The following is a 13,158-nucleotide window of genomic DNA, read 5'->3' as shown; positions in this document are numbered from 1 at the left end:
GTCCCGGTGAATTCCGGGGCAGCGCCGGTGGATTCCGATCGTGCGGTGTGCGCACCCCGTTCGTCAAGAGGGGTTTCCGGCGCCGCCGGTGGCAGGCAGGCGACGGCAGGAAGCTGCCACCGCCGGCGGGCCACCCGGCTGGAGCAGCGGGGCGGGTGACTGGGCCGAACGGTGTGGTCAATTGCTCTGACCTGCGAAAACGACTGTCCCAACCGAACGGATCGATGTCACCGCAGTGACCGGACGGACACAGCAGGTACACCTGGGTGCCCCCATCCCCACGACCGCGCCGAATCTGGGTGAGGACTACCCATGTCCGGGTGGGTGGGTAGTTGCTTCAGTGGTCCCCGTACCGCCGACGAACCGCCGGTGGTGCTTTTCCCGGATGTCATTCCCGTGCTCGAAGAAAAGGAAAGCGATGGCGAACACGACGGAAGCCGCGGCGGCGCCGTTCGGCCGCGCCGGCGGTGTGCTCACCGTGGGCGGCGTGCCCGTGGACCGGCTCGCGGCGCGGGTCGGCACCACCCCCTTCTTCGCCTACGACCGCTCGCTGGTCACCGCCCGCGTCGAGCGGGTGCGGGCCGCGCTGCCCGACGACGTCGAGCTGAGCTACGCGGTCAAGGCCAACCCGATGCCCGCGCTGCTGCACCACCTGAGCGGGATCGTCGACGGGCTCGACGTCGCCTCCGCCGGCGAACTGCGGCAGGCGCTCGACACGACCGTCCCGCCGGAGCGGATCAGCTTCGCCGGGCCCGGCAAGACCGCGGCCGAGCTGGCCCGCGCGGTGGCCGCCGGTGTCACGGTCGAACTGGAGTCCACGACCGAGCTGGCCCGCGTGCGGGAAGCGGGCGACCGCCTCGGCCTCACCCCGCGCGTGGCGCTGCGGGTGAACCCCGACTTCGCCGTGCGCGGTTCCGGCATGCGCCTGGGCGGTGGCCCGCAGCAGTTCGGCATCGACGCCGAGCGCGTCCCCGCCGTGCTCGCCGAGGTCGGCGCCGCGGGCCTGGACTTCCAGGGCTTCCACGTCTTCGCCGGCTCCCAGAACCTGCGCGCCGAAAGCCTCTGCGAGGCCCAGCGCGCGACGGTCGACCTGGTCCTGCAGCTCGCGGAGGCGGCACCCGGCCCGGTGCGCACGGTGAACCTCGGCGGCGGTTTCGGCATCCCCTACACCGCCCGCGACACCGCGCTCGACCTCGACGAGGTCGGCGAGAACCTGGCCAAGCTGCTGGACGTCTCGCTGCGGCCCGCGCTGCCCGAAGCGCGCGTGGTCATCGAACTCGGCCGCTACCTCGTCGGCGAGGCCGGGGTGTACCTCACCCGGGTGGTCGACCGGAAGGTCTCGCGCGGCACGACGTTCCTCGTCGTCGACGGCGGCCTGCACCACCAGCTGGCCGCGTCCGGCAACTTCGGCCAGGCCATCCGCCGCAACTACCCGCTGGCCCTGGCCTCCGCGCCCGGCGGTCCGGAAGAGACGGTGACCGTGGTCGGCTGCCTGTGCACCCCGCTCGACCTCCTCGGCGACCGGGTCTCGCTGCCCGGCGCGGCGATCGGTGACCTGATCGCGATCTTCCAGGCCGGCGCCTACGGCCTGACCGCCAGCCCCACCGCCTTCCTCGGGCACCCGGCGCCGCCCGAAGTCCTCGTCTGATCCCGGGAGGGAACACCGTGCAGACCACCGTGCCGGCCGCCGGAGCCACCGTGCTCCGGGCCGCAGTGACCACCGGGGGCTCCGCCGCCCGGAACCCCCGCGATGAAGGCGAACCCTGGCCCGGACCCGGTTTCCGCGTGCTCGGCCTGCTGCAGGTCCGCGGCACCGAGCCGGTCGTCGTCACCGCGCGCCGCCAGCAGGTGGTGCTCGCGCTGCTGCTGCTCAACGGCAACCGCGTGGTGCCGGTGGAGGTGCTGCTCGACGCGCTGTGGGGCGCCGAGCCGCCCGCGACGGCCCGGGCACAGGTCCAGACCTGTGTGTCGGCCCTGCGGCGCGCGCTGGCGAAGGCCGGTCTCGGGGAACGGATCTCGGCGCGCGGCAGCGGGTACTGCCTCGACCTGGCAGCGGGGGAGCTGGACCTGCACGAGTTCGAGGCGCTGGTGGCGCGCGGGCGGGCCGCGCGGCGGCCGGAGGAGGCCCGCGCCGCCTTCCGCGAAGCGCTCGCGCTGTGGCGCGGGGAACCGCTCACCGGCATCGACAGCGGGGTCGTGCGCGCGCACCAGGTCCGGATCGCGCAGCGGCGGGTCGAGGTGCTCGAGGACTGCCTGGACGCCGAACTGGAGCTGGGCCTGCACCGTGAGGTCGTCGGCGAGATCTCGGTGCTGACCGAGGAACACCCGCTGCGCGAGCGGTTCGTGCTGCAGCTGATGACCGCGCTGCACCGGTGCGGCCGCCGGGTCGAGGCGCTCGCCGCCTACCGGGACGTGCGCCGCCGCTTCGTCGACGAACTGGGCCTCGAGCCCGGCGCCGCCCTGCGGGAGCTGCACCAGGACATCCTCGCCGGTGCGGGCGAAGCACCCGCGAGCGCCCGCGCGGTCCCGCGGATGCTGCCCGCGCGCCTGCCGTACTTCACCGGGCACGAGCGCCTCCTGGCCGGGCTGCGGCGCGGGCTCACCGATGACGGCCCCGGCGCGGCGGTGGTCACGGTCCTCACCGGCCGCGGCGGGGCCGGCAAGTCCGCCGTGGCGGCGGAGGCCGCGCACCGGGCCGCGCCGTCGTTCCCCGACGGCGTGCTCTACGCCCGGCTCGGCGAGGAAGACGCGGGCGAGGTGCTCGTGCGCTTCCTGCACGCGCTCGGCGTACCGGCGGCGGAGATCCCCGAGGAGCTGGACGGCCGTGCCGCGCTGTACCGCAGCGTGCTGGCCGGGCGCCGGGTCCTGACCGTGCTGGAGGACGCGGCGGGCCTGGCCCGCGTCACGCCGTTCGTCGCCGACGCCCAGGGCTGCCGGCTGCTCGTCACCACGCACGCTCGCGTGCCGTCGCTGCCGGGGGTGGCGGTGGCCGAGCTCGACGTGCTGGACGGCGCCGAGGGCGTCGAGCTGCTGTCCGCGCTGGTCGGCGAGGACCGCGTGACGGCGGAGCTGTCCGACGCGGTGGAGCTGGTCGAACTCTGCGGTGGCCTGCCGCTGGCGGTGACGGCGGCCGCGACGCACGTCGCGGCGCGCCCGGGCCGCACGCTGGCCCAGGCGGTGGCCCGGCTGCGGGCCGAAGGCGACCGGATCGGCAGGCTCGGCGCGGGTGTCCGCGCCGCCGTCGGCCGCGGCCTGGCGGAGCTGCCCGCGCCGGCCCGTGATCTCTTCGCGCGGCTGGCCCTGCTCCCGGCGGGCAGCTGGGCGGGCTGGACGGCGACGGCGCTCGCCGACCTGGGCCCGGCCGAAGCGGCCGACGCGCTGGAGGCGCTGGTCGACGCGCGGCTCGTCGACGTCGCCGGCGTCCGCTACCGGCTGCCGTCGCTGACCCGGCTGCTCGCGCTGGAAATGCTGGCGGCGCAACCACAACCGGCGCGCGCGGCGGCCGCCCGGCGGCTCTTCGGCGCGTGGCTGTCCTTGACCGACGCCGTCCGGGGTGCCGCCGCCGGCGGCGCGGCGCGGACCGCGGTGGTGGCCGAGCTCGGCGACCCGGGCACCTGGTACGACCGCGAGTCGGCCGGCCTGCTGGCCGCGGTGCGCCAAGCCGCCGACGCCGGGGAACCGGAGTACTGCGCGGAACTGGCCTTGGCGGTGGCCGACCTGGCGGGCGAACGCGGCCGGTACGCGGACTGGCGGGAGAGCGCCGAAACGGCGTTGCGCGCGGTGGCCCCGACGGGCGACCGCCGGGCGGAAGCGGCGCTCGAACAGTCCCTCGGCGAGCTGGCGGTCCGGGAAAGCCGGTTCGCCGACGCGGCGGGCCGCATCACCCGCGCGCTGACCGCCGGCGAGCAGGCCGGCGGCGTGAGCTGGGACGAACTGGTCCGCCAGGTGCTGGCCGGGGTCGACCGGGCGCGGGCCGCGGTGGCGGCGCCCGCGCCGGTGCCGCTGACGCCGTCGTCGCCGGATCCGGTTCGGGGCAACCGCACGGCTTCGCCGCGGATCACGGTGGGCCGCGACCAGTTCGAGCTGGCGGCCGACCGCGCCCAGCCCGACGGCGCACCGAGGCCGGCCGGCCGTGGGGGACACCGACGGCTGCCGCGCCCGCGCCCGATCTCGTGGCGGCGCGAGTCGGAGTACCCCGAGGAAGCCTGACCCGATCCGGAAGGAATGCTCATGACCATCGGTGCCGCCCTGCCCGCCGGCGACCTGTCGGGGGCCGCCAACAGCGTCGAAGCGCTGCTCGCCCAGACCCGCGAAGCCGCCGGCGCCGGCCTGCGTTCGGTCTGGTTCTCCCAGCTGTTCGACCACGACGCACTGACGCTCGCCGCTCTCTCCGGGCGCGAGGTGCCCGAAGTGGCCGTCGGTACCGCCGTCGTGCCGCTCTACCCCCGGCACCCGCTCCACCTCGCGGCGCAGGCGCAGACCGTGCAGGCCGCCACCGGCGGCCGGTTCACCCTCGGCCTCGGCCTGGGCGTGCAGAGCCTGCTGGAACCGGCGTTCGGCTTCGAATACCCGCCGCCGATCACGTCCCTGCGCGAATCGCTGACGGTGCTGCGCGACGTCTTCGAGGGCCGCCGCCCGGCGTTCGACGGCGAGACGCTGACGGCGTGCCCGCCGCTGCCGACGGCCGTCCCGGGCGGCGGCGACGTCCCGATCGTGGTGGCGGCGATGGGCCGCCAAGCCCTGCGCGCGGCGGGCGAACTGGCCGACGGCACTCTCCCGTTCCTGGCCGGCCCCCGGGCGCTCGCGGAACACATCGTCCCGACGCTCACGAAGGCCGCGGCCGACGCGGGCCGCCCGGAACCCCGGGTGATCGCGGCGGTCCCGGCGGTGGTGACGGACGACGCCGACACGGTCCGGCAGGTCGCCGCGGTTCACCTGGGTTACTACGGCGATATCCCGTCCTACCGGCGCATCCTCGAGATCGAGGGTGCGGCGCACGCCGCCGACCTGGCGTTGGTCGGCGACGAGCGCGTGGTGGCGGCGGGTTTGCGGCGGTACTTCGACGCCGGTGCCACCGAAGTCATCCTGATCCAGTCCGGGATGCGCTCACCCCGCGAACGGCTGCGTACCTGGCAGCTGGCGGGGTCGCTCAGCTGACCTCGTTGAGCTTGCCGGTCGCCACGTCGAACACGAACCCGCGGATCGAGTCCTTCTTCGGGATGAACGGGCTGTTCCGGATCCGGGCGATCGACTGGCGGACGTCGTCGTCGAGGTCGGCGAACGCCTCCGCCGCCCACGGGGGCTTGATGCCGACCTCGTCCTGAATGGACTGCTTGAAGTCGTCGTCGGTGAACGTGAGCATGCCGCAGTCCGTGTGGTGGATCAGGATGATCTCCTCGGTGCCCAGCAGCCGCTGGCTGATGGCCAGGGAGCGGATCTCGTCCTCGGTCACCACGCCGCCGGCGTTGCGGATGACGTGGGCCTCGCCTTCCTGGAGGCCGAGGACGCCGTAGACGTTGATGCGCGCGTCCATGCAGGCGAGCACGGCGACGTGCTTGGCGGGCGGCAGCGGCAGCGGCCCCGAGAACCGGGCGGCGTAGGCGGCGTTGTTGGCCAGGAGCTCGTCGGTGACGGACATGCCGATCCTTCCGGTGGGCGAATGTGCTTGCGCCGAGTGGACCCGCCCGCGCCACGACGGCGCAAGCGCGCCCACGGGCTGGACACCGCGCTACGGCAGCTCCAAGTGCTCCCGCAGCGTCGTGCCCTGGTACTCGGTCCGGTAGACGCCGCGGTCCTGCAGCTCGGGCACCAGCCGGTCGACGACGTCGTCGAGGGCGGCCGGGACCAGGTGCGGGCTGATGTTGAACCCGTCCACCGCGCGGGTGCGGACGTACCGCGCCCACTCGTCCGCGACCTGTCCGGGCGTACCCACGAAGCCGTGCTGCCGCGGCTGGACCTCGAGGACCAGCCCGTGGATCGACAGCTTCTTCGCTTCGGCCAGCTCCCGCCACCGCCGGATCCGCTCCAGCTTGCCCGTCCGGTCCTCGATCGAGAGCGTCCCGCGGGACGGGTCCAGCTCGCCGTCGGCGGGCTCGATGTCCGGCAGCGGGCCGTGCGGGTCGTAGGCCGACAGGTCCTGGCCCCAGTACTGCTCCAGGAAGGCCAGCGCGCGCTGCGGGGTGATCTGGCGCCGCCGGATGTCCTCCGCGCGCTCGGCCGCGTCGGCCGGGGTGTCGCCGAGGACGACCGTCGCGCCGGGCAGGATGCGGACGGCGTCGGCGGGCCGGCCGTGGCGGGCGAGCCGGGCGCGCAGGTCCTCGGCGTAGGCGATGGCCTTGTCGTAGGCGGTGTTCGCGGAGAAGACGACGTCGGCGTACTTGGCCGCCAGCTCGCGGCCGCCGGGGGAGTCGCCGGCCTGGAACAGCACCGGACGGCCCTGCGGGCTCGGCGGCACGGTCGGGGCCGCGCGCAGGTTGACCAGGTCGGTGTGCCGGTCCACCAGCCCGCCGCCGGACCACAGCGCGAGCGCGGCTTCGACGAACTGCTCGGCCCGCTCGTACCGGCGTTCGTGGGCCAGCCAGCCGCCGCGCCGGAAGTTGGCGCCGGTCCAGGCGTTGTCGGTGGTGACGATGTTCCAGCCCGCCCGGCCGCCGGACAGGAAGTCCAAAGAGGACAGCCGGCGGGCGAGGTCGGCGGGGAAGTTGTAAGTCGTGTTCTGGGTGGCGACCAGCCCGATCCGCGTGGTGGCGGCGGCCAGCGCGCTCAGCTGCGTGATGGCGTCCGGCCGCCCGGCGACGTCGAGGGCGTGCACGCGGCCGCGGTTCTCCCGCACCCGCAGGCCTTCGCCGAGGAAGAACGCGTCGAACAGGCCGCGTTCGAGGGTCCGGGCCACCGAAACGTACGTTTCGATCGCGGTGTGGTCGGCGTTCGACGGGTCGTCCCACAGGAACTGCGGGCCGACGCCGGTGTAGAAGACGCCGAGGTGCAGCCGCGCGGTCATGCCGCACCTCCGGTGGCGAACAGGCTCACCGGGCGGCCCAGCCCGAGTGACTCCCGCAGCGTGGCGCCCGGTTCCGGCGAGGTCAGCAGGCCTTCGGTGCGCAGCGCCGGCAGCACCTCCCCGGCCAGGACCGGCAGGTCCGCCGCCGTCGTGGCGGGGTGCAGCCGGACGCCGTCGACGCTGGTCGCCAGCCAGCCCAAAAGTTCCGTTAATCCCGGCGCGGAGCCGGTGTAGCGCAACCGATCCTGCTGCGGCCGTCGCCCGGCGGGCGCGTCGAGCACCACGTCGACCTCGGCGAAGACCAGGCGAGCCCCGGTGTCGCGAGCGCGCCGGGCGCGGTTGCGGACGTCGTCGAGACCGGCGCCGCCCACCAGCACGATGTCCGGCCGGGCGGCCTCGGCCAGCGCGTCGGACGCGAGCACCACCGGACGGCCCTGCGGTGGCCGCGGGGTGATCGACGGGCCCTTGACCGAGAACCGCGTTCCGGTGAAGCCGACGTGGTGGACCCGGTCCGGGTCGAGGTACCGCCCGGTGGCGACGTCCTTGACGACGGCGTCGTCGTCCCAGGAATCCCAAAGCCGGCGCACGACTTCGACGACCTCGGCGACCTCGTGGTGCAGCGCGTCCGGGCCGAGCCGGGAGCCGCCGACGGTGGCCAGCGCCTCGGCCGAGCCGTCGGCACCGACCACCCACGCCGCGCGTCCGTGCGAAGCGTGGTCGAGACTGGCCAGCTGCGCGGCCAGGTGGAACGGCTCGGCCGTGGTGACGTTCGAGGCCGGGGCCAGCCCGAGGCGATCGGTCAGCGTGGCGACGAAGGCCGCCCGGGTGGTGGCGTCGAGCCGCGGACCACCGAGCGGGGAGTCGTCGAAGGTGGCGAAGGTGAACCCGGCCCGTTCGGCGGTCGTGACGGTGCCCGCCAGCGCGCCGGGGGACAGCTCGCCGTCCAGCTCCACGGCGACGTGCAGGCTGTGAGAAGTCATGGCTCCACAGCTATCCGGCGCGCCCCCGCGGTGCACGCGAGTTCAGGATGTGGACTCCGTGATCGGAACCGGAGCAGGAAACGCCTGCGTGTCAAGGGTGTCTCGGCGCGGTGCCAGTGGCTGGGACGCCGGTTCGCAGTGTGGGACGGGGGTCGGCGCATGGCTAGCGTCGCGTTCCGAAAGCTGCAACCGCTCCCCGCTGGAGGCCGTCCGGTGTCCCCTCTTTCCCGTGCCCGCCACGCCGCGGCCCTGCTCGTCCTGCCCGTGCTGCTGACCGCCTGCTCCACGGCGGGCGGTGATTCCGCGACCGACGCGGGCCCGCCCAAGCCGGGCGGCACGCTGCGCCTGGGCATCTCGTCGGCGCCCGACTGCATCGACCCGCAGCAGGCCGCCACGAACGCGTCGATCAACGTCGCCCGCCAGCTCGCCGACTCGCTCACCGACCAGGACCCGAAGACCGGCGAGCTCAAGCCGTGGCTGGCCGACAAGTGGGAGATCAACGCCAATTCCACGGCGTTCACCTTCCACCTGCGCTCCGGCGCGACGTTCTCCGACGGCAGCCCGGTCGACGCGGCCGCCGTGAAGACGAGCTTCGACGGCATCAAGGCCCTCGGCACCAAGGCCCAGCTCGGCTTCGGCTACCTGGCCGCCTACAAGGGGTCGGCCGTCGTCGACCCGCAGACCGTCCGCCTCGACTTCTCCGCGCCCAGCGCGCAGTTCCTCCAGGCCAGTTCGACCGTCTCGCTCGGCGTCCTGGCGCCCGCGGCGTACCGGAAGACGCCGGAACAGCGGTGCCAGGGCAACGGCCTGCTCGGCTCCGGGCCGTTCGTGTTCGAGAGCCGGAAGCAGAACCAGGAGATCGTGCTGGTCAAGCGCAAGGGCTACGCCTGGGGTTCGGCGCTGTTCAAGCACCGGGGCGAGGCCTACCTGGACAAGATCGACTACAAGATCGTGCCCGAGCCCGGCGTCCGCACCGGCAGCCTCGCCTCCGGCCAGCTCGACGCGGCCACCGACGTCCAGCCGGTGGACGAGCCGCAGTTCACCGGCAACGGCTTCACCGAGAACATCCGGCCGAACCCGGGTGTCGTGTTCAACCTGCACGCCAACACCACCCGCGGGGTGCTCGCGGACGAGAAGGTGCGCCAGGCCGTGCTCAAGGGTGTCGACCGCGCCGAGGTCGTGAACACCGTGCTGACGCCCAGCTACAAGGCCGCCACCAGCATCCTCGGCTCGGCGACGCCGCTGGTCAGCGACCTCTCGCAGCAGCTCGCGCACGACCAGAAGGGCGCCGCGGCGCTGCTGGACGCCGACGGCTGGGTGCCGGGCCCCGACGGCATCCGCGTCAAGAACGGCCAGAAGCTGAGCGCCGCCGTGGTGTTCTCGCCGGTGTTCAACCAGAACCGCAGCGTGCTCGAACTGGTGCAGCAGCAGCTCCGCAAGATCGGCTTCGACCTGCGCATCGAGCAGCACACGACGGCCGAGACCACGCAGATCCAGCTGAGCGGGAACTACGACTTCCTCTGGTACAACGTGACCCGCGCCGACCCGGACATCCTGCGCAGCCAGTTCTCCACCAAGGCCGGCAACCGCAGCAAGCTGACGCCGGGCAACCCGCTCGACGTCGCGCTGGACGCCCAGTCGTCCACTGTGGACGTCGCCAAGCGCAAGCCGTCGGCCGACGAGGCGCAGAAGCTCATCGTCGAGCACGCCTACGCGATCCCGGTGTTCGAACTGACCCAGGTCGTCGCGCTGAGCTCGAAGGCGCACGGCGTCGACTTCGAGGCGTCGTCACGGCTGCAGCTGTTCGACGCGTGGCTCTCGTGAGGCGCTACCTGCTCCGCCGCGTCGGGCAGGCGGTGTTCGTGCTGTGGGCGGCGTTCACGCTGTCGTTCCTGATCCTCTACCTGCTGCCGGGGGACGCCGTTTCGGCGAAGCTCGCCGGTGGCGAGGCGGGTTCGTCGGCGACGCCCGAGCAACTCGCCGCCGCCCGCGCGGCGTACGGCCTCGACTCGCCGCTGCCGGTGCAGTACCTGAACCGCCTCGTCTCGGCGCTGCACGGCGACTTCGGACGCAGTGTCGCGACCGGCGACGACGCGACGCACATGGTTCTCACGGCCCTGCCGCCGACGCTCGCGGTCACCGGACTGGCACTGGTGTTCGCGGTGCTGTTCGGCGGCGGGACGGCGTTCCTCGGCACGTTCACGCGGTTCCGCTGGCTGCGCCAGGCCCTGCTGTCCCTGCCGTCGCTGGCCATCTCGCTGCCGCCGTTCTGGGTCGGGCTGCTGCTGATCCAGTTCTTCTCGTTCCGCCTGCGGCTGCTGCCGGCGCTGGGCACGCAGGGGTTCTCCGCGCTGATCCTGCCCGCGCTCACGCTGGCCCTGCCGACCGGCGCGATCATCGGGCAGGTGCTGGCGAAGAGCCTCGCCACCCAGCAGGAGCAGCCGTACGCGGAGATCGCGGCGGCGAAGGGGGCGAGCCGCTGGCGCGTCCACTTCGGACACCTCCTGCGCAACGCCGCCGTGCCGGCGCTGACCGTCGCCGGGGTGGTGGCGGGCAACCTCGTCGCGGGTTCGGTGATCACCGAAACGGTGTTCTCGCGCGACGGCGTCGGCCGGATCACCGCAGCCGCCGTCACCGCGCAGGACGTCCCGGTGGTGCAGGCGGTGATCGTGCTGGCCGCGCTCGTGTTCGTGGTGCTCAACCTGGCCGTCGACCTGCTCTACCCGCTGCTCGACCCGCGCATCGCGCGCACCCCGGAGGCGGTGCCCCATGGCTGACCTGACCCTCGCGAAGGGGCACTTTCACGTGAAAGTGCCCCCCGGGCTGGTGGTGGCGGTGGCGGTGCTCGGGTTCGTGCTGCTCGCGGCCTTCGCGCCGGCCCTGCTGACCGGGTACGACCCGATCGCCGGTGTCCCGGCCGAGCGGCTGCACGGCCCGTCGCTGCACCACCTGTTCGGCACCGACGAGACCGGCCGCGACGTCTACGCGCGGGTGATCCACGGCGCGTCGCTGTCACTGCGGGCGACCGCCATCGCCGTCGTCGTGGCGCTGGTGGCCGGTTCGGCGCTCGGCCTGCTCGCCGGGTTCCGCGGCGGCCCGCTCGACACCGTGATCATGCGGGTCGTCGACGTCTTCCTGGCCATCCCGCCGATCCTGCTGTCGCTGGCCCTGGTCACGGCGCTCGGGTTCGGCACGACGAACGTGGCGATCGCCGTCGGCATCGCGAACCTGGCCTCCTTCGCGCGGGTCATGCGCGCGGAGGTGCTCCGGGTGCGCACCGGCGTGTTCGTCGAAGCCGCCCGCGCCGGCGGCGTGCGCTGGTCCGGGGTGCTGCTCCGGCACGTGCTGCCCAACGCGGCGGGCCCGGTGCTCGCGCTGGCGACGCTCACCCTCGGCACCGCCGTGCTCGAGGTGTCCGCGCTGAGCTTCCTCGGCTTCGGCGCGACCCCGCCCACCCCGGAGTGGGGCGCGCTCGTCGCGGGCGGACGCAGTTTCCTGGCCACCGCCTGGTGGATGACGACGTTCCCGGGACTGACGGTCGCGGCGGTGGTCCTCGCCGCCAACCGGCTCTCCCGCGCGCTGGACGGAGGCGGACGATGACCCTGCTGCGGATCTCGGACCTGGCCGTGTCGTACCGGGGGGTGCCGGCCGTGCGTGACGTCGGGCTGCACGTCGACGCGGGCGAAGTGGTCGCCGTCGTCGGTGAGTCGGGCTCGGGCAAGTCGACCACGGCGCACGCGGTCATCGGGCTGCTGCCCCGCGGCGGCCGCGTCGACGGCGGCTCGATCACCTTCGGCGGCCGGGACCTGCTCGCGCTCTCCGGCAAGCAGTGGCGGGGGGTCCGCGGGCGCGAGATCGCGCTGGTCCCGCAGGACCCGGCGGTGTCGCTGAACCCCGTGCAGCGGGTCGGCGACCAGGTCGCGGAGGTGCTGAAGATCCACCGCCTCGCGGACCGGAGGGCGGCGTCGCTGCAGGCGATCGAGCTGCTGGAGCGCGCGGGCGTGCCCCAGCCCGGGCTGCGCGCGCGGCAGTACCCGCACCAGCTGTCGGGCGGCCTGCGGCAGCGCGTGCTGATCGCGTCGGCGCTGGCGGGACGGCCGAAGCTGATCATCGCCGACGAGCCGACCTCGGCCCTGGACGTCACCGTGCAGCAGCGGATCCTCGACCACCTGACGGCGCTGGCGGCCGAATCGGGGACGGCGATCCTGCTGATCACGCACGACCTCGGCGTGGCGGCCGACCGGGCGTCGCGGATCGTGGTGCTCTCGCAGGGTTCGGTCGTCGAAGAAGGCCCGTCGGTCGTCAGCGCACCGACGCACCCGTACACCAAGCAGCTGCTCGCCGCCGCGCCGAGCATGTCGAGCGCCGTGCGTCCCGCCGCGCCGCCGGCCGAGCCGCTGGTCTCGGTGCGGGACCTGGCGAAGACGTTCGACGGCGGGATCCGCGCGGTCGGCGGCGTCTCGTTCGACATCCCGCGCGGGCAGACCCTCGCCCTGGTCGGCGAGTCCGGTTCGGGCAAGTCGACGACGGCGCGGATGGTGCTGCGGCTGGAAACGCCGTCGGCGGGCTCGGTGTCGTTCGACGGCCAGGACATCACCGCGCTGACCGGCGACGGGCTGCGCCGGCTGCGGCGGCGGATGCAGATCGTCTACCAGAACCCGTACGCGTCCCTGAACCCGAAGTTCTCCATCGAGGACGTCGTCGCCGAACCGTTGCGGGCGTTCGGGCTGCCGGACCGCCGGGCGCGCGTCGCCGAACTGCTGGAGCAGGTGGCGCTGCCGGCGTCGGTGGCCGGGCGGAAGCCGGCGGAGCTCTCCGGCGGCCAGCGGCAGCGGGTGGCGATCGCGCGGGCCCTGGCGCTGAAACCGGACCTGGTGGTGTGCGACGAACCGGTGTCGGCGCTGGACGTCTCGGTGCAGGCGCAGATCCTGCGCCTGCTGGCGGACCTGCAGGCTTCGCTCGGGCTGTCGTACCTGTTCATCTCGCACGACCTGGCGGTGGTCCGGCAGCTCGCGGACCACGTCGGCGTCCTGCGCGCGGGGGAGCTGGTGGAGCTCGGTCCCGCGGCCCGGGTCCTGGCGGAACCGGAGTCGGAGTACACGAAGGAACTGCTGGCGGCGATTCCCGGCCGCCGGGCGGTTTCCCAGCCCGTGGATGCTTTTGCCGAGCCGTGAGGCC

At 73.9% G+C, this 13,158-nt stretch carries 10 protein-coding genes; 7 read left to right on the top strand and 3 right to left on the bottom strand.

From position 1 onward, the window contains the following. The first annotated feature begins 418 nt into the window (after positions 1 to 418). From ACLJPY_RS19675 to ACLJPY_RS19665, 3 genes are read left to right on the top strand one after another with little or no spacing between them, the layout of a single operon-like run. A complete protein-coding gene (locus ACLJPY_RS19675; RefSeq protein WP_410590352.1) occupies positions 419 to 1,648 on the top strand; it encodes a pyridoxal-dependent decarboxylase, exosortase A system-associated in 1,230 nt (409 codons plus the stop codon). A gap of 17 nt (positions 1,649 to 1,665) precedes the next feature. Continuing rightward, entirely contained in the window at positions 1,666 to 4,209 is a 2,544-nt protein-coding gene (locus ACLJPY_RS19670; protein WP_410590351.1) for a BTAD domain-containing putative transcriptional regulator, read from the top strand. Positions 4,210 to 4,230: 21 nt separating this feature from the next. Next, entirely contained in the window at positions 4,231 to 5,157 is a 927-nt protein-coding gene (locus ACLJPY_RS19665; protein ID WP_410590349.1) for a TIGR03564 family F420-dependent LLM class oxidoreductase, read from the top strand. On the opposite strand, the gene ACLJPY_RS19660 is transcribed toward ACLJPY_RS19665, so the two are convergent. The 3 genes from ACLJPY_RS19660 to ACLJPY_RS19650 all read right to left on the bottom strand — a co-directional run bounded on the left by ACLJPY_RS19660 (position 5,150) and on the right by ACLJPY_RS19650 (position 7,980). Beyond that, positions 5,150 to 5,638 (bottom strand): beta-class carbonic anhydrase, encoded by a 489-nt coding sequence (locus ACLJPY_RS19660; RefSeq protein ID WP_410590347.1) that lies wholly within the window; start codon positions 5,636 to 5,638, stop codon positions 5,150 to 5,152. The genes ACLJPY_RS19665 and ACLJPY_RS19660 overlap by 8 nt on opposite strands. Before the next feature lie 90 nt (positions 5,639 to 5,728). After that, positions 5,729 to 7,000, bottom strand: a complete 1,272-nt coding sequence (locus ACLJPY_RS19655; protein WP_410590346.1) for an LLM class flavin-dependent oxidoreductase — start codon at positions 6,998 to 7,000, stop codon at positions 5,729 to 5,731. Further along, the gene (locus ACLJPY_RS19650; protein WP_410590344.1) at positions 6,997 to 7,980 is read right to left on the bottom strand and encodes an LLM class flavin-dependent oxidoreductase; all 984 of its coding nucleotides are present in this window, start codon (positions 7,978 to 7,980) and stop codon (positions 6,997 to 6,999) included. The genes ACLJPY_RS19655 and ACLJPY_RS19650 overlap by 4 nt, the downstream gene beginning before the upstream one ends. A gap of 213 nt (positions 7,981 to 8,193) precedes the next feature. Here ACLJPY_RS19650 and ACLJPY_RS19645 point away from each other — a divergent pair, with 213 nt between their 5' ends. From ACLJPY_RS19645 to ACLJPY_RS19630, 4 genes are read left to right on the top strand one after another with little or no spacing between them, the layout of a single operon-like run. Then, the gene (locus ACLJPY_RS19645) at positions 8,194 to 9,804 is read left to right on the top strand and encodes an ABC transporter substrate-binding protein (RefSeq protein WP_410590343.1); all 1,611 of its coding nucleotides are present in this window, start codon (positions 8,194 to 8,196) and stop codon (positions 9,802 to 9,804) included. Continuing rightward, positions 9,801 to 10,757 carry an ABC transporter permease gene (locus tag ACLJPY_RS19640; RefSeq protein WP_410590590.1) on the top strand — a complete coding sequence of 319 codons (957 nt, stop codon included), beginning with the start codon at positions 9,801 to 9,803 and terminating at the stop codon, positions 10,755 to 10,757. The genes ACLJPY_RS19645 and ACLJPY_RS19640 overlap by 4 nt, the downstream gene beginning before the upstream one ends. After that, positions 10,750 to 11,580 carry an ABC transporter permease gene (locus tag ACLJPY_RS19635; protein WP_410590342.1) on the top strand — a complete coding sequence of 277 codons (831 nt, stop codon included), beginning with the start codon at positions 10,750 to 10,752 and terminating at the stop codon, positions 11,578 to 11,580. The genes ACLJPY_RS19640 and ACLJPY_RS19635 overlap by 8 nt, the downstream gene beginning before the upstream one ends. Beyond that, positions 11,577 to 13,154 carry a dipeptide ABC transporter ATP-binding protein gene (locus ACLJPY_RS19630; protein WP_410590340.1) on the top strand — a complete coding sequence of 526 codons (1,578 nt, stop codon included), beginning with the start codon at positions 11,577 to 11,579 and terminating at the stop codon, positions 13,152 to 13,154. The genes ACLJPY_RS19635 and ACLJPY_RS19630 overlap by 4 nt, the downstream gene beginning before the upstream one ends. Positions 13,155 to 13,158 lie beyond the last annotated feature (4 nt).

Source organism: Amycolatopsis sp. lyj-23 (genome assembly GCF_046549135.1).
Taxonomy (GTDB): domain Bacteria; phylum Actinomycetota; class Actinomycetes; order Mycobacteriales; family Pseudonocardiaceae; genus Amycolatopsis.
Note: the sequence above shows the minus strand (reverse complement) of the source record. Positions and strands in the feature narration are given on the sequence as shown.

What these genes read in the sequence shown, in the direction of transcription:
- ACLJPY_RS19635 (WP_410590342.1), top strand. Translation starts at nt 10,750, where the DNA reads ATGGCTGACCTGACCCTCGCGAAGGGGCACTTTCACGTGAAAGTGCCC.
- ACLJPY_RS19630 (WP_410590340.1), top strand. Translation starts at nt 11,577, where the DNA reads ATGACCCTGCTGCGGATCTCGGACCTGGCCGTGTCGTACCGGGGGGTG.
- ACLJPY_RS19665 (WP_410590349.1), top strand. Translation starts at nt 4,231, where the DNA reads ATGACCATCGGTGCCGCCCTGCCCGCCGGCGACCTGTCGGGGGCCGCC.
- ACLJPY_RS19650 (WP_410590344.1), bottom strand. Translation starts at nt 7,980, where the DNA reads ATGACTTCTCACAGCCTGCACGTCGCCGTGGAGCTGGACGGCGAGCTG.
- ACLJPY_RS19660 (WP_410590347.1), bottom strand. Translation starts at nt 5,638, where the DNA reads ATGTCCGTCACCGACGAGCTCCTGGCCAACAACGCCGCCTACGCCGCC.
- ACLJPY_RS19655 (WP_410590346.1), bottom strand. Translation starts at nt 7,000, where the DNA reads ATGACCGCGCGGCTGCACCTCGGCGTCTTCTACACCGGCGTCGGCCCG.
- ACLJPY_RS19675 (WP_410590352.1), top strand. Translation starts at nt 419, where the DNA reads ATGGCGAACACGACGGAAGCCGCGGCGGCGCCGTTCGGCCGCGCCGGC.